Origin of the sequence: Leptolinea tardivitalis, from assembly GCF_001050275.1 — a bacterium.
Taxonomy (GTDB): domain Bacteria; phylum Chloroflexota; class Anaerolineae; order Anaerolineales; family Anaerolineaceae; genus Leptolinea; species Leptolinea tardivitalis.
The window spans coordinates 507,714-526,959 of sequence record NZ_BBYA01000008.1 but is presented as its reverse complement, the minus strand read 5'-3'; the positions used below and the strand labels follow the sequence as shown (position 1 = coordinate 526,959).

Genomic DNA, 19,246 nt, shown 5'->3' with positions numbered 1-19,246 from the left:
GGTCATAACGATACAGCTTGCTCGTCGTCCGTCTAAAAAGGACTAGATGTCAAAATACAGAGTGAATTCGTAAGGTGTGGGGCGCATCCGTACAGGATCAAGTTCGTTATACCGTTTGTACGAAATATAGGCTTCCAACAAATCTTTCGTAAACACATCACCCTTCAACAAGAAATCATGATCTGCTTCCAGAGCCAGCAAAACATCACTCAAAGAACCTGGAACCTGTTTGATTAATTTTGCTTCTTCCGCCGGGAGTTCGTAAAGGTCCTTGTCCTGTGGTTCACCGGGATCAATGCGATTCTGGATACCATCCAGACCGGCCATCAATAAAGCGGCGAAGCATAGGTACGGATTGCAGGAAGGATCTGGCGCGCGGAATTCAACACGTTTTGCTTTTGAACTCTTGGTCACCGGGATACGACAAATGGCTGACCGGTTGCGTTGAGAGTAAGCCAGATTGACCGGTGCTTCATAACCGGGAACCAGGCGGCGGAAAGAGTTTGTCGTCGGGGAGGTTAATGCCAACAAAGCCGGGGCATGTTTTAATAGACCGCCAATGTAATACTTGGCCGTATCTGAAATACCAGCATAACCGGCAGCATCATAAAATACATTGGTGTTGCCTTTCCACAGAGAAGCATGGACATGCATACCAGAACCGTTATCACCAAAGAGCGGTTTGGGCATAAAGGTGACAGTCTTGCCGTTCTGCCGGGCGATATTCTTGGCAATGTATTTATAAAGTAATAAATTATCAGCCATCCGTGTAAGGGTATCGAAACGCATACCTAATTCTGTCTGCCCGGCGGTAGCCACTTCATGGTGATGAATTTCCATCGAAACACCGGCTTCTTCCAAAGCCATTACAATCTTGGACCGAATGTCCTGAAGAGTGTCTGCCGGTGGAACAGGGAAATAACCGCGTTTCGGGGAAATTTGACCACCAAAGTTTTGCCTGTCTGCGCGGCCGCTGTTCCACCAGCCTTCTTCACTATCGATGTAATAGAAAGATTCGTAGGTGTTGTTTGAATAGCGAACATTATCAAAGATGAAGAATTCAGCTTCTGGACCGAAGAAAACAGTATCGGCTATTCCAGTCTGTTTCAGATATGCTTCCGCCTTGCGGGCCACATAGCGTGGATCACGTAAGTACGGCTGCATTGTTACGGGATCATACACATCGCACGTAATAACAAGTGTCGGAATTGCATCCACAGGATCAATAAACGCCGTTTCGGGATCTGCTTTGAGAAGCATATCCGATTCATGAATTTCTTGAAAACCGCGGATGGATGACCCATCAAACGGAATACCATCTTCAAAAAACTCCGCAGATAGTCTGTGTACTGGAATGGAAAAATGCTGCCACTGACCGGGAAGATCGGTGAAGCGGATGTCCACCATTTTTACATTCTTGGAAAGAGCCAATACATCTGCAACTGTCTTAGCCATGAATTACTCTCCTTAATAGAATACGTTGATTTCAGACCGTTTTCAAACTTATGTTCCCGATTATATGCATCCATATTACCCGCGTACATTACCCAAATGGAGCATATTTAATAACAGATACCGGCCAACCCCATGCCGGTATCTGTCTTCCAGTCAGGAAAGATCAATCCTCTTAATCCACCGGTACTGGCACCGATGTGACCTTTCCTTTTTCTCCAGGTAAACCTTTTAGAGCAGTGGATGAAGGCTCCCAGTCTTTTGGATATCCCAGTGAACCCATCTCCGGTAAATCCAACCCGGCCAATTCGTCTTTTGCAGAAACTCTTAATAAACCGAGAGCAGATATCACTTTGAAGAAGACGAATGACAAGCCGCCTACAAAGACAATAATGGAAAGAGCCTCCGCTGTTTGGGATAATATCTGGGTTGTTCCCCCATATAGCAAACCGGTCACCGGTGTTGATATGCCATTCCATGCAGCCGTATCCGGATTGCCATTGGCAAAAATACCGACCGCCAGTACACCCCACAGGCCATTGCAGAAGTGAACCGGAATGGCTCCCACTGGATCGTCAATTTTTAACCTTTCGAGCAATACTGAAGCCAGACAAACCCACACACCAGCGATTAATCCAATTACCACAGAAGCCCAAACGTCAACAAATGCACAGGGAGCTGTGATAGCCACAAGACCGGCTAAAACTCCGTTAACAGACATAGAAGGATCTGGTTTTTTAGCTTTACTGAACCACCACATATAGAACATGGCAGACATACCGCCGGCTGCACCAGCCAACAGGGTGTTCACGGCCGCTAGAATGGCCAGGTTGCGGAGACCGCCAGTAAAGCCGAGTGACGAACCCGGATTGAAACCAAACCAGCCAAAGAACAGGATGATAGTTCCCAACACACCCAGGGAAATATTGTGTCCAGGAATGGTATTCGCTGATCCGTCTTTATTAAATTTGCCAATACGGGGGCCGATCACTATAGCTCCGGCTAATGCCACAGCACCTCCAATCATGTGTACAACGCCCGAACCGGCAAAATCTACAACGCCGTTCCCCCAACCAATACTACGCCCAAGGTTAGCAAGCCAACCACCACCCCATACCCAGTTGCCTACCAATGGGTAAATAAACATGCTGACCCATAATCCCATCAAAACAAATCCAGAAAATTTCAAGCGTTCTGCCATGGAACCGGTTGGGATCGTCGCAGCTGTATCCATGAACACCATCTGAAATAAAAAGAATGCCAGGATGCCGCTTGATAAGGTCACTCCATTCAAGAAGAAACCGTCCAATCCGAATACATTTGAACCACCGATCAATAGCGGTGACACCAGTTTATCGCTAACCCAGTTGCTCAGCGTGACCGGCGCGAACGACCAGGCAGGAAGTGATGAACTGATTTCAGGATACACGAAATTTATTCCCCCAAATTGAATGGCAAAACCGGTAGCCCAGTAACCAATAGCACCCACACAAAAAACCATCAAATTCATCATCATGGTATGGGCGACATTTTTTGCGCGGGTAAATCCCGTCTCTACGAGAGCAAAACCAGCCTGCATGAAAAACACCAGAAATGCCGCGATAAAAAGCCAGAGAGTGTTTAGATCCAGCGATACGCCCTGGACTGCCCCGTTAACACTCTCCACCGTTGGTCCGCCATCATCAGCGAAAACCACCAGAGACGGTATAAAAAGAGCCGCTACGAGACTTGCCATAATCAAAATCCGTAGCCATTTGATACGATGTTTCAATATGGTGCTCATTTCTCACTCCTTTGGTGAATTATTGGTCGTATTTTATGAAAATCAACTGGATTGAGAAATTACCCGGATGGAGGATATTGGATTAATTAGGAGCATTTCTCTTTTATTTTTATTACCCAAACAGGTACATTTTTTAATAATAAAGAGAGGAATGTATTTCCAGACCAGACCTCATAAACAATAAAACCGCCAATGGCGGTTTTATTGTTTTCTGAAGAAGAAGGCTTGAAGCAGATTCAATACCAACCGATCATTCCCTTGCCAACAACCATGAGTGAAGCCATAATCATTGCCATCAGCGTGGGAGGGACAGCAATCATTATCCAACGTTTCCAACCGACCTTACTGTAATTCCGTTCCATATACGAATACGCTACAACATTGGCTGATGCACCAATGGGTGTCAGGTTACCACCGATATCTACACCAAGCGCGAGCGCCCATACCATCAACGCCAGGGCAGGCATTCCAGGGATTTTTGCTAAATCTTCCAACACATAACTCATCGCCAGAGCCAGTGGGACATTATCCAGCACTCCGCTGGCCAAACCGGGTATCCAGTGTAACGCCATCACCATACCATTACTGGTAGTAGTCGATCCCGCCAGTATATCGGCCATCATTTCAAATACCCTCGTTTTTTCCAATCCACCAATCAATAAAAATAGGCCTCCGAAAAATAACAGGCTTTCACCATCTACTTTTAGAATCACATTTCGAGCTTGACCAGGTTTCAAGAATAGAATAGCCATCAACGCCGGGACTAATGCAGCCGTCGCTGCATTGATCGGCAGCCCGGTCACTTTACTGAGTGGCAGGTGGAATACCAACAGAAGAACAGCAATGCTGAAAAATACCACACCTACACGCGTCATATGGACATGCACTTTTTCTGTCTGCAACCCTTCAATTTCTGCAATCGTTTCCGGTGTAAGCATTTCGCGGGCATGCATCAAGGAGTTTCGATTTATAAAATAGAACACAACAAATAACATAATAGCGATTGAAGCAGATATGGGTCCAGTATTGATAGCGAAATCGTTAAATGTGTACCCCAAAGTAGTACCCAGGATCACATTGGGTGGATCACCCATGAGAGTGGCTGCACCACCCACATTGGCCGCGCAGACTTCTGCGATAACAACTGGAATTGGATCAATTTTTAGCAGGCGTGTCAGTTGCAGTGTGAGTGCTGATAAGAATAGCATGACTGTAATACTATCCATAAACATAGATAAGCCACTCGCCATCAGAACAAGCACCAGAAACAAAGCAATCGGTTGGTAGTTAACTTTCCGAATAGCCGTCATAGCCAACCATGAAAAGAATCCGGCTTCATTTAAAATGGAAACCAGCACAAACATACCTGAAAGCAATCCCAAGGTTTCCCAATTGATATAGGTTATGGCATCCTGTGGAGTCAATACACCAGTGATGATGAGTAAGGCTCCTCCAATCAGGGCTACCCAATGACGGGGGAATTTCTCGCTGATGATTACGGCATATGCAATGACAAAAATTACGATAGATTTAATCATATGAACCCCATGGTTTTCTGATGTATGAGAGCATTTTACAAATGGGTAGTCCTTTTTGTAATTACCCGTATGGAGAGTATTTCTTTATTGGAATCTCCAAAATTTGCCTGAAAGGAATCGATTCAACGGGGTTGTTGGTAACTCGATTACCCATGCGGGTGATGTGTACCCGAAAATATCTGTGTATAAATTTCACATACCCCTCTCAGGTATAATCTTTTTATGGTTGAAACCTTGATGGAAGATATTCCGTTTGCAGATCCACATTCTGCCCGATCAGTTTTAACTCGTATTGAAACGAAAAATCCCAATTTTAAACAGATAACCCCGATTTTTTTGAGTGTACTGGGAACAGCCGCCGATCCGGATCGATCACTCGTGAATTTCGAACGGTTTATAGAAAACTACGGTGTCGATCTAATTCCTCTTCTGGAAGAGAATACGAGGGTTATTGAGATTCTCATTACTTTATTCTCGGCCAGTCATTTTCTGACAGAAATTCTATTAAGAAATCCACGATCGGTTGATCTTTTGTTAGACAGGCAAAAATTAACCCAGCGAAAAACAATCGAGCAAATACAGACTGAAGCAGAAGCAGCTGTTCGAACTGCATCAACAGATATTGAAAAGAAAGATGCCCTCAGGCGGTATCAACAAAATGAGTTACTTCGTATTGGTGCCAGCGATTTCCTTGATTTATATGATCTTTCGGCTGTAGTCTCTCAAATATCCCGTACAGCCATTGCCCTTACACGAACCTGTTTAAACCTGGCATGCACCCAGACGGGAATCTCAAGCACTGGTTTTTCTGTTCTTGCCATGGGTAAGCTGGGCGGTCGGGAATTAAATTACAGTTCAGACATTGATCTGGTGTTTATTGTCCGTGATGATCCATCCAGGTTTATTCCACTTGCACAAAAATTAATCGATAATCTGGCATCAACAACTTCCAATGGCTTTTTATATCGTATTGATCTGCGGCTGCGTCCATGGGGAAATGATGGTCCATTGATTCCAACCCTGGCAGGTTTCTGCCAGTACCTCGAGAAAAATGCCCGTCTCTGGGAAAAACAGGCACTGCTTAAATTGCGCCCGATAGCCGGTGACCTTCCATTGGGGGAAGAATTCCGTGAAATGTCATACCCTTTCATTGTGAACCTGCCTCCTCAACAGGTAAAAACGGAAGTTTTTACCATGAAACAACGAACAGAAGAAATCCTCCGTGAAAAGGGACGCGATTGGGGAGAGGTCAAACTCGGTGTCGGATCCATTCGTGATATTGAATTTGTGCTGCAATATCTTCAATTGGTAAATTTGAGGGAATATCCACAAATCCGCACCCGGGCATCATTGAAAGCGATCTCTTATCTGAGATCAGCCGGATTGCTCTCATCTGCTGATGCCCGGATTTTGCATGATGGTTATATTTTCTTGCGGACGATTGAACATTACCTGCAAATGATGGATTACCGGCAGACTTATTCTCTTCCATCAGATTCCATGGCTATTCGGATACTGGCGCGCCGGTTGGGTTTTGAAGATGGGGATCATTTCATCGAACGGTATGAGGAACATTGCCAGGCGATACGGGCAATTTTCATGAAATATATTGGTGTCCCTCAGAAAGCTCCACCGCTTACGCCAGAAGTGCATCAGCATATCTCACGCATGGATACCTCATATATAAAAGCCTTTACACCAGAAGAGATAGAAAACCATGCCAGACTGGCGCGTGAACTTTCCCCATCCAAACCTGTGATCGTAGACACATCTTTTTCATCAGATGAAACCTATAGAGTAACTGTCGTTGCCTATGATTATCCAGGGGAATTATCAGTGATTTGTGGTCTCCTGTTTGTGCATGGAATGAATATCATTGATGGGTATGCCTTCACGTATGAGCCGGCAGAGAAGGCAGCCGGTCAATCTGAAAAAGGACTTTTAAGCCCGGGCACAACGACCAATGGAACAAAAAATACGGCAATAAAAAAGAATCACGAGGAAACAAGACAAAAAATCGTAGATGTGTTAACCGTTCGCCCGGCCAATCATAAACCGGTAGATCAATCTGTTTGGGACGACTACCGTGATGATCTTCACCGAATGTTGGACATGTTTCAGTCCGGCCTTCGCAGAGAAGCACGAGGATCGCTGGCAAAACGAGTAGGAGCGGCATTTCAATCTATTCCCGGAACGGTTGCTCCCCTGCTGCCCATTGACATCGAAATCATCAATGAACCTTCCAGCCGGTATACGATCCTGCGTATCGATGCCCCGGATACATTCGGTTTTCTTTACGAATTTACCAATGCTCTGGCTTTTACACGCACCAATATTGCCCGCATGGTAGTCAGGTCCATCGGTAATCGCGCACAGGATGTTTTCTATGTGACCGATGAAAATGGGAATCGGATCGAAGATCCCGGCAAACAACGCGAGTTGCGGGCAGCGATCGTTCTAATTAAACACTTCACACATTTGCTTCCCAACTCGCCAAACCCAGAAATTGCCCTGCTCCATTTCCGCGAATTCCTCGGCCATCTCTTTCAACGTCCCAATTGGACGGATGAGATCGCATCGTTGGAACAATCGGATGTCTTAAAGGCGCTGGCGCACATTCTGGGCGTGAGTGAATTCCTGTGGGATGATTTTCTCCGGATGCAATATGCCAACCTTTTCCCGGTGGTAAAAGATGTGGGTGCCCTGGCAGCGGCAAAACCGCGCATGGAATTGAGGAATGAAGTCACTCTGGCCATAGAAACAAAGATTGTCGGAGGTATTGGTTATCCCGACTGGCGGGCTGCCATCAATGCCTACAAAGATCGTGAGCTCTTCCGTATCGATATGCGTCATATTTTAGAGCTTACATCAGAATTCTGGGACTTTGCCGCCGAACTTACTGAACTGGCAGAAGTGATCATTTCTTCCGTGGTAAACCTGTGTCTTGAAGAGTTAACATTTCGGTATGGAAAACCAACAGGGGAAGATGGATCAGCAGGGAAATATTCAGTCGTCGCATTGGGAAAATGCGGCGGACGTGAATTAGGCTTTGCTTCAGATATTGAGTTGATGTTCATATATGATGGAACAGGGTATACAGATGGTCCGGAAAAAATAGAGATCAGTGAATTCTATGAAAAACTGGTCAGGTCCGTCATCTCTTCAATTCATGCTAGACAGGAAGGAATTTTCCAGATCGATCTCCGGCTTCGTCCATATGGTAATGCAGGAAGCATGGCTGTATCACTGGAGGCTTTCCGGCGGTATTTTTCCCCTGATGGTCCGGCATGGGCATATGAGCGTCAGGCATTGGTAAAACTCAGACCCATCCATGGTGATAAACAGCTTGGTGATGAAATCTGCAGACTGCGTGATGACTTTATCTATAGCAACGGAATATTTGATGTCACAGCCATGCGTGCAATGCGGGAACGACAGGTTCGTCACCTGGTGATCGGCGGCACATTCAATGCAAAATACAGCCCGGGTGGATTGGTTGATGTGGAATACCTGATCCAAGGTCTTCAAATAATCTATGGCAAAGATATTCCAGCTCTCCGTGTAACGAATATACGAGAGGCCATGTTGTGTCTATACGAAAATAAAATTCTCTCTGATATTGATTACGCGAAATTGCGAAAAGCCCACACTTTCCTGCGCTGGTTGATCGACTCCCTTCGTGTTGTCCGTGGAAATGCCAAAGACATCACCGTTCCGCCATTCGGCAGTGAAGAATTTTCATTTCTGGCGCGTAGACTGCGGTATGGAAATGATATTGATCGTTTACGGGACGATTTGCTTGTTTATCAAACAGATGTACAGGAAATCAATACCCGGCTTCTTGGATAATAAAACCGGTGAAGGGATTTGCCCTTCACCGGTAATTTTTAACTACCTGCAAATCTAAAACATGCCAACAACCCGCCCCGTTTCAAAATCAATATCAATATCATAGAAAGCCGGTCTGGTGGGCAATCCGGGCATGGTAGACATTTTACCCAGGAGTGGATACAGGAAACCGGCACCAACAGATGCGCGTATATCCCGCACCGGGATGCGAAAACCAGTAGGCACACCTTTTAACGTCGGATCATGGCTCAGGCTCAAGTGGGTTTTAGCCATGCAAATAGGCAGTTTGTCAAATCCCAGGCGGGTATAACTGGCAATCCGCTCTTCAGCCTCAGGTGAATAATCTACACCATCTGCACCATAAACTTCCCTGGCAATGGTTTCAATTTTCTCTTTAATGGATTTTTCCAACGGATATAAGAAGTGAAAATTACGAGGTTTCTTGCCGGCTTCGATCACTGCCCTGGCCAGATCAATAGCACCTTCACCGCCCAATGCCCAATGTCGGCAAACTACTGCATCTTCTGCACCGCCTTCTTCAATGGCAGCTTTCCGAACCAAAGCCAGTTCAGCATCTGTATCGGTAGCAAAGGAATTGACCGCTACCACTACGGGAACACCAAATTTACGGGCAGTCTTGATATGGTGAACCATATTAGGTAAACCGGCTTTTAGCAGCTCAAGGTTTTCATCCGTATAGGCTGGATCCAGTGGTTTCCCGGCTACAACCTTGGGCCCACCGCCATGCATTTTTAAGGCGCGAATGGTTGCCACTAGAACCACCACATTAGGCACCAATCCAGATGCACGGCATTTAATATCAAAGAATTTTTCCATACCCATATCTGCACCGAAGCCCGACTCTGTAATCACATAATCGGCCAATTTCAAGGCGATGCGATCAGCAACAATCGAGCTGTTACCGTGGGCAATATTGGCAAACGGACCTGCATGGACGAATACTGGCGTGCCTTCAAGGGTTTGCATCAGATTGGGTTTGATGGCATCTTTCATTAATACAGTAAGGGCACCGGCAACACCCAGATCATCTGCATTAATTGCCTCTCCGCTCTTACTGGTCCCGACAACAATTTCACCCAATCGTCGGCGCATATCCCGAAGGTCTGTTGTCAAAGCCAATATTGCCATAATTTCGCTGGCCACTGTGATATCAAATCCAGTGTTGCGTTCATGTCCCTTTTCTTCATCACCGGTACCCACCGTGATACCTCTTAAAAAGCGGTCATTGGTATCAACAACTCTACGCCAGGTGATCGATTCTGGATCAATATCCAACCGGCAAAGACGTTTACGTTCTTCAATAGATAACTCATCCGGGTCTGTTTTGGTGATCCCCAGTTTTTTCAACCGGTTTTGCATTCCACGCCCGAATCTCCGCTTTCCTGATTTATCTGCCGGACACAGGCGGTTGAATAATTGTTCATCGGTTGCTTCAGATTCATGCAACATGCGAACATCAATAGCCGCCGCCATCAGGTTGTTGGCAGCTGTGATGGCATGAATATCACCGGTAAGGTGCAGGTTGAAATCTTCCATAGGAATGACCTGACTGTATCCACCACCAGCAGCGCCGCCCTTTATGCCAAATGTGGGTCCCTGACTTGGCTGCCGGATGCAAGTCATCACTTTCTTACCAAGGTGAGCACCCAAAGCCTGACTCAACCCTACCGTTGTTGTGGTTTTTCCTTCACCAAGGGGAGTCGGGGTTATGGCAGTAACATCCACATAGATACCATCTGGTCTGTCTTTCAATCGGTCGAGCACATCCAGTTTTACTTTTGCTTTCACTGGACCATAGAATTCAATTTCATCAGGTAACAGACCGAGTTCTTCTGCTACCAGAGAAATCGGCTTCAGGTCTGAGTCCTGGGCTATTTCAATATCAGAAGGAACCGGATTTTTCCGTTTCAATGGGATGGGGCGAAATTCTTTGGTCATTCAGCTCTCCTTAGTGCTCAGTGGATATTTCGATATCGGTAATTGTACCTTTTTGAATGGATTAATGAAATTCCTGCAACCTTTTTTCTGACAAATATTGATCCAAAATTCTTTGATCAGATCATTCAAAACCCACTGAGTTAACCTTCAGAATCAGTATTAAGAATTTATTCGTAAAGGGTTATGGTTTTTTATCTCATCTAAATAAAATCTGAATACAGCAGGGCTAATATCAGCATGAAAACAGTTGGACACCAGCAACTGATTCTGAATTATTCCTGAAAAATTTCAGGGAGGTAACTAGATGAGTTTTCTAAAAAATTTTGCTTCAAAGAAAAAGATATGGATACCCACCATTGTAGCTTTGATTATTATCGGTGGCACAGGTTTTTGGCTTTTGAATAGCGGAATGATATCGTTTGGTAAGAAGACTGCCGTTGAAGCATCACCCTCCTATCAAACATCCCTTGTTCGAAAAGGTGACCTGACAATAACAGCTACAGGTACTGGTTCGCTGGTCGCCGGGAAATCGGTTGACCTGAGTTTTTCTACCGAAGGCATTGTTCAAGAGTTGAATGTAAAAGCTGGCGATAAGGTTACAAAGGGTATGAAATTGGCCAGTATGAACAACGCTAAAACGTTGGAGGCACAGGTGGCGGCCAATGAATTGAATGTTCTACAAGCTCAAAAAAACCTCAATGATCTTCAGAGCTCCAAAGATGTCAATCTGGCGGAAGCTTATCAGGCTGTCCTTACTGCCCAACAGGCATATGATGAGGCAGAAAAAAAGTTGCAACGAAAAGATTATGCCCGTTGCAGTGATACTGTAAACACCCAGAATCTGGCTAAACTGCAAAGAGCTCAAGATCGTCTGAACGAAATCGGTTTACGGTATCAGGGTTCAGATGCCTGGAATGAGGCCAAGAACGTGTATGACACCGCTCTGGCGAATTATGAATACTGTATCAAATATACTGACCAGGAAAAGACAGACTTTCAGGCATCTCTGAATGTGGCGGATGTTACGCTAAAACAGGCTAAAGCAAAATATGAAACCTTGAAGGCAGCATCGGGTATTGATCCAGATGAATTGAAACTGGCAGAAGCAAAACTCGATGAAGCCCAAATCAAACTTGACCTTTCAAAAGAGAATTTGGCTGGTTCCACGCTGACCGCTACTATTGATGGTACGGTGACTTATCTGAAGGCCAATGTTGGTGCGTATGTAGACACATCTACGTATATCACAATTTCTGATTTGACCACCTCTGATGTAAATGTCAGTATTGACGAGACGGATGTGGATAAATTACATGTGGGAGCTAAAGCAAAAGTCATCTTTGATTCTCTCCCCAACGAAACCTATTCTGGTGAAGTTATTCAGGTCAACCCGCAACTATCCAGCTCCGGCCAATACCGGGTAGCTACAGCAGTCATTAGTCTGGATAACATCTCTGGCAGCAACCTGGAAAAGATGCCGCTCGGCGTGAATGCAAGTGTCACTATTACTTCTGCCGAAGTAAAAGATGCCCTGCTTGTTCCGGCCAATGCGCTGCGAGCCATAGGAGACAACCAGTATGGAGTATTTGTACGTGGAAATGATGGCAACCTGATATTCAAAATCGTTGAAGTAGGAATAATGGATAGCTCAACCGCCGAAATCAAATCGGGATTGCAGGAAAACGACGTCATCAGCACAGGTATCTCATCTGGTACAAAATGATGTCTACCCGAACCATTAAGGATCGTATCATGGATGCGTTTATGAAATTAAAAAACAAACGCCTGATTATCGGTGGGTTGATCATCGTTCTCCTTGCGATAGGCAGTCTGGCTTTTATCCAATTCCAATCATCTGGAAAAAGCCAGGCAAAAACAACACAGACTATCAAGACAGCCGAAGTCACTCAGGGAGACTTAACCACCGACATTTCGGGCACAGGCAAAATCGTTGCGCCCAATGCAATTGATCTAGCTTTTTCCACCACAGGCAAAGTAGCAGAACTCAATGTAAATCCCGGAAAATCAGTATCAGAAGGAGATATCCTGGCAAAACTTGATCAAATATCAACGCTCCAGGAAGCCGTCGAAAATGCCAAACTTGACCTGGCCAAAGCTCAGCAGGAACTGGACAATCTGGAAACAAATAAAGAAGTTAACCTGTCAAATGCTCTGATTGCCCAATCAGATGCGGCTAAAGCTTTGGAAACTGCCCAAAAAAGCGAAGTCAATAAATATTCATCCCGTTGTGGAAAAGACACGACTGAGCAGTACTACTATGACTATATGTACGCCCGGCATGACTATCTTTACTGGTACAACGCCCTGATAAAACATAATACGGGTTACGGCGATATGTATATTCAGGAAAGAATGGCTCCTTTCAAAAAATCCATGGATCAAAATTTTGCCAACTGGAAATATTGTGAAGGTTATTCTGATCTTGAGATTGAACAATCTAAAGCAGCGGTAGAAAAAGCCCAGTCAGATTATGACAAAGCAAAAGAGTATTACGAGAAGTTGAAAGCCAATGATGGGATTGACCCTGATGAGCTAGCCATTGCTCAGGCGAAAAAGAAGAATGCCGAATTGCAGTTGGAGCAGGCTCAAAACACACTGAATGGCGCTACATTGATTTCACCGATTGATGGAACCGTTATTACCGTGGCCTCTGCTGTAGGAGAAATTCTCAATAAGGATACCTATAAATCGCCTTTCATAGAAATAGCCGATTTGAGTCAGCCGGTTCTGTTAGCCAATTTTGACGAATCAGACCTTGCCAGCGTGAAGACGGGGTGCCCGGCAAAAATAACCTTTACTGCCATTACTGACAGGACATTCGACGGTGTAATCACTCAAATCAATCCGTCATTGACAGACTCAAACAGCGTTACTTCTATTGCAACATATATCAGTGTAAAGAATGATTCTTCATCCGGCATAACCAACATGCCAGTGGGAATGAATGCCACTGTTGAATTAAATTGCACGATTGCAAGTAATGTCTTGAAAGTACCCCTGCAGGCCTTAAAAAACGAAGACAATAATCAGGCACAGGTTTATGTAATGAATTCGGATGGAACATATACCGCCCACACTGTGAGTGTTGGAGAAAAATCATCTTCAGAAGCCGAAGTTACCGGCGATTTGAAAGTCGGTGACAAAGTGGTAATTAGCACGATCAAATAGGTTTGACTTAATCAAGAAAAATACTCCAGCAATGGAGAGGAGCTAATATCCAATGTTCAAAAAGATAAAATTACCGTCTCGTAAAGTATTGATCATCATCGGTGTTGTCATTTTGGCCATCGCAGGTGGAGCAACATATTACTTAATGACCAGACGTCCACAAATGCCTACAACCGCTGTTTTTGGTCAAAGGTACGGAACATCTACTGTCAGAGAAGGAGAAATATCGGTCACGGCTACGGGAACAGGAACACTGGTGGCCAACCGGCAGGCAAAACTCTCGTTCTCTATCGATGGTACGGTTGAAAAGATCAACGTGAAAGTTGGTGAAAAGGTAAAAAAAGGTGATGTTCTGGCCAAACTTGAAAACCTTTCTACACTATCTTCCGAAGTAACCTCCACAAAACTTGCACTGGTAACAGCGCAAAAGGAACTCCAGGATCTCAAAGATAACGCCAGTGCCGCCATTGGCAATGCCCAATTGGCTATTTCCACGGATAAAAAGAATCTGGCAGATGCTGAAGCTGGATTAATTAAACAAGGTCAAATCCGGTGTGATCAAAAAACCACGTCCGCTTATTATGATAATTACATTCGGCTTCAGAACAAATATAACGAATTGAATGATGGTTCTGTTGACGGCAACTATTATCTTACCGTTATTGTTCCAGCCAAAGATGCTGCATTGCAGGCTTACGCTACATACCAGTACTGTGCGGAATATAAATCTTATGAGGTAGATAAATCTCAGGCAAATTTGAATCTGGCCAAAGCCCAGTTGCAAATCGACGAAACCAAGCTTGAAACCCTTCTAAAGAATGATGGCATTGACCCTGTTGATCTGGCTACAGCAGAAAATAAAGTAGCAGTAGCCCAGGCGGCGTATGATGTAGCTCAGACCAATCTTGATAATGCCACCCTCGTTGCACCATTTGATGGAACCATTCTGACCATAGCTGGTGTTGAAGGCGACCGGGTTGATTCAGATACCGTTTTCATGACGGTTGCGGATGATGTTCATCCACAGGTCGAATTTGTAGTAGACGAAACTGATCTGCAAAATGTAGCTGTCGATGAAGAAGCCGAAGTCACTTTCGATGCTATTGAAGGTATCACCTTCAAAGGAACAGTAACCCAGGTTAATCCAACTCTGGTTTCAACCAGCGGTTACTCGACAGTACAGGGTATTATCTCCCTGAATACAGAAAACTTGACAGAAGTTCCCAACTTGTTTCAGGGATTGACAGCTTCGGTAACGCTTTATAAAGGAAAATCGGAAAACACACTGCTCGTGCCAATAGCTGCCTTACGAGAAATCGGAGATGGCCAGTATGGTGTATTTACTGTAGAGAAAGACCGTTCATTGAAGTTGAACACAGTCACTATCGGCCTTAAGGATACGTCTTACGTCGAGATTTTGACCGGGCTTGAAAAAGGTCAAACTGTGACTACCGGTATTACGGAGACAAAGTAATGGAACCGAAAAAGAAAATAATAGAAACAATCAATTTGATGAAAACCTACGGTGACGGAGACAATGAAGTTATAGCAGTCAACTCTATCAGCATCACCATCACAGAAGGTGAATTTGTCGCCATCATGGGTCCAAGCGGTTCCGGCAAAAGCACGTTGATGAACATTCTTGCCTGTCTAGACCGGCCCACCAGCGGCCAATACATTCTGAATGGAGAAGATGTAAGTCACCATAGCCGCACAGAATTGGCAAGAATTCGCGGTCGAGAACTTGGATTTGTCTTTCAATCCTTCAACCTGCTTCCAAGAATGACGGCCATTGAAAACGTTATGCTGCCTCTGATGTATCGGCCAGATAAACCCACGACAATGCAAGAACGGAAAGAAATGGCTATGAAGGTCTTAACAAGTGTCGGGCTGGGCGCACGAGCCGATCACCTTCCGAGTGAACTTTCAGGTGGTCAGCAGCAACGTGTTGCCATTGCCCGGGTATTGATCAACGATCCTATCCTTATTCTGGCTGATGAACCTACCGGTAACCTGGATACCAAATCCAGTGAAGAGATCATGGACATGCTGCATGAATTACATGATCGCGGACGCACCATTGTGATGGTTACGCATGAACCAGAAATTGCTGCTCATACTGAACGAATCCTTCATATTCGTGATGGTAGATTGCATTCCGATGAGAAAAACGGACATCACTATGCCCGCCGGGTTCTGCAACCAATTGATATGCAGCCCCAGAAAATTTGAGGTGAATGATGAACTATCGTGAAATTATCCATACTGCCTGGCAGAGTGTTCTTTCAAACAAGCTCCGTTCCATTTTGACAATGCTTGGCGTGATTATTGGTGTGGCAGCTGTAATCATGATGATTGCTATCAGCGCTGGAACTGAGGCCACAATTTCAGAACAGATTAACGGATTGGGTTCCAACCTGATTTTTATCAATGAATCCTTTAACCGTGGTGGACCAGGTCAGGGACCAACCAATCAAAAAGGCGGCTTGAAATATTCAGATGTTGCGGCCATTCGTGATCAGGTGTCTGGTATCGCCGGCGTGGCTGTGGAACAATCAGAATCAAGCCTAACAGCAAAAGTGAACGATATTACTCTGGAAGACCTGACTCTTGTGGGTACTACGCCAGATTACACCACTGTCCGTGAGCTTGAAGTAGGTTCTGGTCGTTTCTTTACCGATGAAGAGGTTACCAAAGCTTCAAAAGTGGTTGTGCTGGGCAGCTCCGTTGCCGAAAGCCTTTTCCCTGATGGTGATCCACTTGGGCAGGTAATTATGGTGAATGATGTCAAACTCACAGTCATCGGAGTGCTTTCGCCAAAGGGATTGGTTTCTGGTACTGATTTTGACGAACAGATGTACTGTCCTATTCAACTGGTGTTTAAAAAATTCACACCATCCATGTTTGCCCGTATTGTGGGTGACCGCGTGAGAATGATTTATGTATCGGTAGCTGACAGCACCAACATGCAGAATGTGATCAATCAAATCACCATTCTCTTGGCCAACCGGCATAAAGTCAGCACAGATTCTCTGGATTTTAATATCAGAACCCAGGATGAAATTATCGCCACAGCGTCATCCACAACCGAATCCTTCCGTACCCTGTTAGCCGGCGTGGCGGGTGTATCGTTGATCGTTGGTGGTATCGGTATCATGAATATCATGTTGGTGAGCGTTACCGAACGTACACGTGAAATTGGTCTTCGTCAGGCAATTGGTGCTACGCCATTGGATATTCGTGTTCAATTCCTATCAGAGGCTCTGATGCTAAGTCTCTTCGGAGGAATCCTTGGTGTCATTGTAGGTGTGGGAGGATCGTATATTTTCAATGCAGTTGGTGGAATGCGCACGGTCGTCCTCCCCTATTCGGTATTTCTCTCCTTCTTATCCGCGGCCCTTGTAGGTATCTTCTTTGGATATGTACCGGCAAAAAATGCCGCTGAATTAGATCCAATCGTGGCTCTCCGGCACGAATAATTTCTAGAAAATGAAAGGTCAATCCTTATGAAAAAGTCATTCGTTATCGCTATTATCCTGATTTTGATCGGTGTTCTGGCTGCCTGCAGCACAAGACAATCCTGGTCACGCAATTCCACCAACGGAACTCAGAGCAACAGTCAGAATCCTTCATTCAATGCTGGTGCAGGCCAGCCGGACGGTAATGGTCAAAACACGCAACTTAATCTCGAATCAAAAGTGGGCATCGGGATATTGAAACTGGAAGGAACTGATCAGGCAGTAGATGAAGCGAAAGCAAAAGAATTGCTTCCTTTATTTAAAGCTCTGAAAACATTGAGCTCAAACAATAACACAGCCGTAGACGAAATCCGTGCTCTAAATACTCAGATTAAAAATACAATGACAGCAGACCAGCTGGCAGCTATTGAAAAAATGGAACTCTCCTATTCAGATCTGAAAAATTTAATGGATTCCTATGGTCTAACTTCGTCTTCATCCTCTTCGTCTAGTAGTTCCAATAATGGCGGAGACATGATGGGCGGGCCCGGCGGCCCTGGCGGAATGCCCGGAATGATGATGGCAGCAGGCGGAAGCAGCTCGTCAACCAAATCCACACCAAACGCAGCAGCTGCGATGACAACAGCCCGTAAAAGTGCTGGCGGTTATAACCTGATCTTTGCGGAACCTATCATCAAACTCCTGGAGAGCAAGACTTCATCGAAATAATAATTGGATATTCGCCAGAAAAAAAGGCCGTCTCAAAAGTCATTTACTGACTTACGAGACGGCCAAAAGTGGGAAGTAACGTGCAAAAGTCGACGAATAATTGGGTCTTACACCCAATTTTCGTCGTTTTTTTTAAAGTAGGAGATACAAATATAAGGATTCTCTTCTGTGTCAGCTTCTTTTTGATTAATTCTTATAAAACTCTTAATCGAAATTTATCCGAGGAATGGTTAAATTGACTTCGGCTTTTCATGAATGGAACGACTATATCTATATATGACCTTGAATTATGACGCAAGGGATACGGAATATCGTCACAGGTGATGTACAGTACTCATATCCTTCCATTTACGAAATAAAAATCCCTTCCTGGGATTTTGCATGTTAGTGTTAAGGCTTGATGACCGGGCAAGAAAATATAATGAAGTATGCTGTTTTAAAAAATCTTGAAATAATAAAGCCGAAATGGTTTCCTTCAACCATTTCAGATAACTCCTCCAACGAAATCCATGCCGTTGAATCAAATAAAATTGATTCTACCGTTGTTGGATCTATTATCACACTTCAGGATGTCAAAAAAAATTACCAAACCCCAGCAGGAGATTTTCAAGCATTAAAAGGGATTACGGTATCAATTGACCCGAATGAGTTTCTCTGTATCGTCGGGAAATCCGGTGCGGGTAAAACTACGCTGCTTAATATGATTACCGGAGTTGATTCGATCTCATCAGGTAAAGTGAATGTGAATGGCATCTCAGTTCATGATATGTCTGAGGATGAGCAGGCCCTTTGGAGGGGTTTGAATCTGGGAATCATCTACCAGTCATTTGAGTTAATGCCCATGCTTACCCTTCTTGAAAATGTAATGCTTCCCATGGATTTCTGTCATCTCTATACACCAGGTAAAAGCCGCGAACGTGCCCGTGAATTGCTGCGTATGGTCGAATTGGAAGAACATATGAATAAACTACCCAACGCCATCTCTGGCGGCCAGCAGCAGCGTGTGGCTATTGCCCGTGCATTAGCCAATGATCCACCGGTAATTGTGGCTGATGAACCCACTGGTCGGCTGGATTCAACCACGGCAGAGACAATACTTGATATATTTGAGCACATGGTTAAAGAAGGCAAAACCATTATTATGGTTACACATGACGCCAGTGCCGCCCAACGTGCCAGCAGGGTGCTGGAGATCGTCGATGGTGAACTAAAAACAGGAGATTCAACAAATATCTCCATGAAATCCATCGTCGCAACCGCCTGATCCCTTTTCATCTGGACTTCGATAA

12 protein-coding genes are annotated in these 19,246 nt (G+C 44.8%); 8 read left to right on the top strand and 4 right to left on the bottom strand.

From position 1 onward, the window contains the following. Positions 1–42 precede the first annotated feature (42 nt). From glnA to LTAR_RS06405, 3 genes are all read right to left on the bottom strand, one after another. Entirely contained in the window at positions 43–1,455 is a 1,413-nt protein-coding gene (gene glnA / locus LTAR_RS06415; protein WP_062421348.1) for a type I glutamate--ammonia ligase, read from the bottom strand. A gap of 172 nt (positions 1,456–1,627) precedes the next feature. Beyond that, positions 1,628–3,235: an ammonium transporter gene (locus LTAR_RS06410; RefSeq protein ID WP_201775944.1), complete on the bottom strand. Its 1,608-nt coding sequence runs from the start codon at positions 3,233–3,235 to the stop codon at positions 1,628–1,630. Between the two features lie 236 nt (positions 3,236–3,471). Beyond that, complete coding sequence (locus LTAR_RS06405) at positions 3,472–4,773, bottom strand: ArsB/NhaD family transporter (RefSeq protein WP_062421347.1); 1,302 nt, start codon at positions 4,771–4,773, stop codon at positions 3,472–3,474. Between the two features lie 222 nt (positions 4,774–4,995). Here LTAR_RS06405 and LTAR_RS06400 point away from each other — a divergent pair, with 222 nt between their 5' ends. After that, positions 4,996–8,622, top strand: coding sequence for a [protein-PII] uridylyltransferase family protein (locus LTAR_RS06400; RefSeq protein ID WP_062421346.1), 3,627 nt, complete (start codon positions 4,996–4,998; stop codon positions 8,620–8,622). Positions 8,623–8,676: 54 nt separating this feature from the next. On the opposite strand, the gene LTAR_RS06395 is transcribed toward LTAR_RS06400, so the two are convergent. Continuing rightward, positions 8,677–10,581, bottom strand: a complete 1,905-nt coding sequence (locus LTAR_RS06395) for a formate--tetrahydrofolate ligase (protein WP_062421345.1) — start codon at positions 10,579–10,581, stop codon at positions 8,677–8,679. A gap of 304 nt (positions 10,582–10,885) precedes the next feature. Between LTAR_RS06395 and LTAR_RS06390 the strand changes: the two genes are divergently transcribed. The 7 genes from LTAR_RS06390 to LTAR_RS06360 all read left to right on the top strand — a co-directional run bounded on the left by LTAR_RS06390 (position 10,886) and on the right by LTAR_RS06360 (position 19,221). Then, positions 10,886–12,304 carry an efflux RND transporter periplasmic adaptor subunit gene (locus LTAR_RS06390; protein WP_062421344.1) on the top strand — a complete coding sequence of 473 codons (1,419 nt, stop codon included), beginning with the start codon at positions 10,886–10,888 and terminating at the stop codon, positions 12,302–12,304. Positions 12,305–12,345: 41 nt separating this feature from the next. Continuing rightward, positions 12,346–13,770 (top strand): efflux RND transporter periplasmic adaptor subunit, encoded by a 1,425-nt coding sequence (locus LTAR_RS06385; RefSeq protein WP_158423398.1) that lies wholly within the window; start codon positions 12,346–12,348, stop codon positions 13,768–13,770. 52 nt (positions 13,771–13,822) lie between these two features. Next, on the top strand, positions 13,823–15,244 hold the full coding sequence (locus tag LTAR_RS06380) for an efflux RND transporter periplasmic adaptor subunit (RefSeq protein WP_062421342.1): 1,422 nt from the start codon (positions 13,823–13,825) through the stop codon (positions 15,242–15,244). Next, positions 15,244–16,002, top strand: a complete 759-nt coding sequence (locus LTAR_RS06375; RefSeq protein WP_062421341.1) for an ABC transporter ATP-binding protein — start codon at positions 15,244–15,246, stop codon at positions 16,000–16,002. Before LTAR_RS06380 ends, LTAR_RS06375 begins: the two co-directional genes overlap by 1 nt. A gap of 5 nt (positions 16,003–16,007) precedes the next feature. Continuing rightward, positions 16,008–17,249 (top strand): ABC transporter permease, encoded by a 1,242-nt coding sequence (locus LTAR_RS06370; RefSeq protein WP_081419850.1) that lies wholly within the window; start codon positions 16,008–16,010, stop codon positions 17,247–17,249. A gap of 27 nt (positions 17,250–17,276) precedes the next feature. Continuing rightward, positions 17,277–17,957 carry a hypothetical protein gene (locus LTAR_RS06365; RefSeq protein ID WP_062421339.1) on the top strand — a complete coding sequence of 227 codons (681 nt, stop codon included), beginning with the start codon at positions 17,277–17,279 and terminating at the stop codon, positions 17,955–17,957. Between the two features lie 421 nt (positions 17,958–18,378). Beyond that, positions 18,379–19,221, top strand: coding sequence for an ABC transporter ATP-binding protein (locus tag LTAR_RS06360; RefSeq protein ID WP_081419849.1), 843 nt, complete (start codon positions 18,379–18,381; stop codon positions 19,219–19,221). Positions 19,222–19,246: the final 25 nt, after the last annotated feature.

Coding starts and splice junctions, on each gene's coding strand:
- LTAR_RS06375 (WP_062421341.1), top strand. CDS start 15,244: ATGGAACCGAAAAAGAAAATAATAGAAACAATCAATTTGATGAAAACC.
- LTAR_RS06380 (WP_062421342.1), top strand. CDS start 13,823: ATGTTCAAAAAGATAAAATTACCGTCTCGTAAAGTATTGATCATCATC.
- LTAR_RS06410 (WP_201775944.1), bottom strand. CDS start 3,235: ATGAGCACCATATTGAAACATCGTATCAAATGGCTACGGATTTTGATT.
- LTAR_RS06390 (WP_062421344.1), top strand. CDS start 10,886: ATGAGTTTTCTAAAAAATTTTGCTTCAAAGAAAAAGATATGGATACCC.
- LTAR_RS06405 (WP_062421347.1), bottom strand. CDS start 4,773: ATGATTAAATCTATCGTAATTTTTGTCATTGCATATGCCGTAATCATC.
- LTAR_RS06360 (WP_081419849.1), top strand. CDS start 18,379: ATGAAGTATGCTGTTTTAAAAAATCTTGAAATAATAAAGCCGAAATGG.
- glnA (WP_062421348.1), bottom strand. CDS start 1,455: ATGGCTAAGACAGTTGCAGATGTATTGGCTCTTTCCAAGAATGTAAAA.
- LTAR_RS06395 (WP_062421345.1), bottom strand. CDS start 10,581: ATGACCAAAGAATTTCGCCCCATCCCATTGAAACGGAAAAATCCGGTT.
- LTAR_RS06385 (WP_158423398.1), top strand. CDS start 12,346: ATGAAATTAAAAAACAAACGCCTGATTATCGGTGGGTTGATCATCGTT.
- LTAR_RS06400 (WP_062421346.1), top strand. CDS start 4,996: ATGGTTGAAACCTTGATGGAAGATATTCCGTTTGCAGATCCACATTCT.
- LTAR_RS06370 (WP_081419850.1), top strand. CDS start 16,008: ATGATGAACTATCGTGAAATTATCCATACTGCCTGGCAGAGTGTTCTT.
- LTAR_RS06365 (WP_062421339.1), top strand. CDS start 17,277: ATGAAAAAGTCATTCGTTATCGCTATTATCCTGATTTTGATCGGTGTT.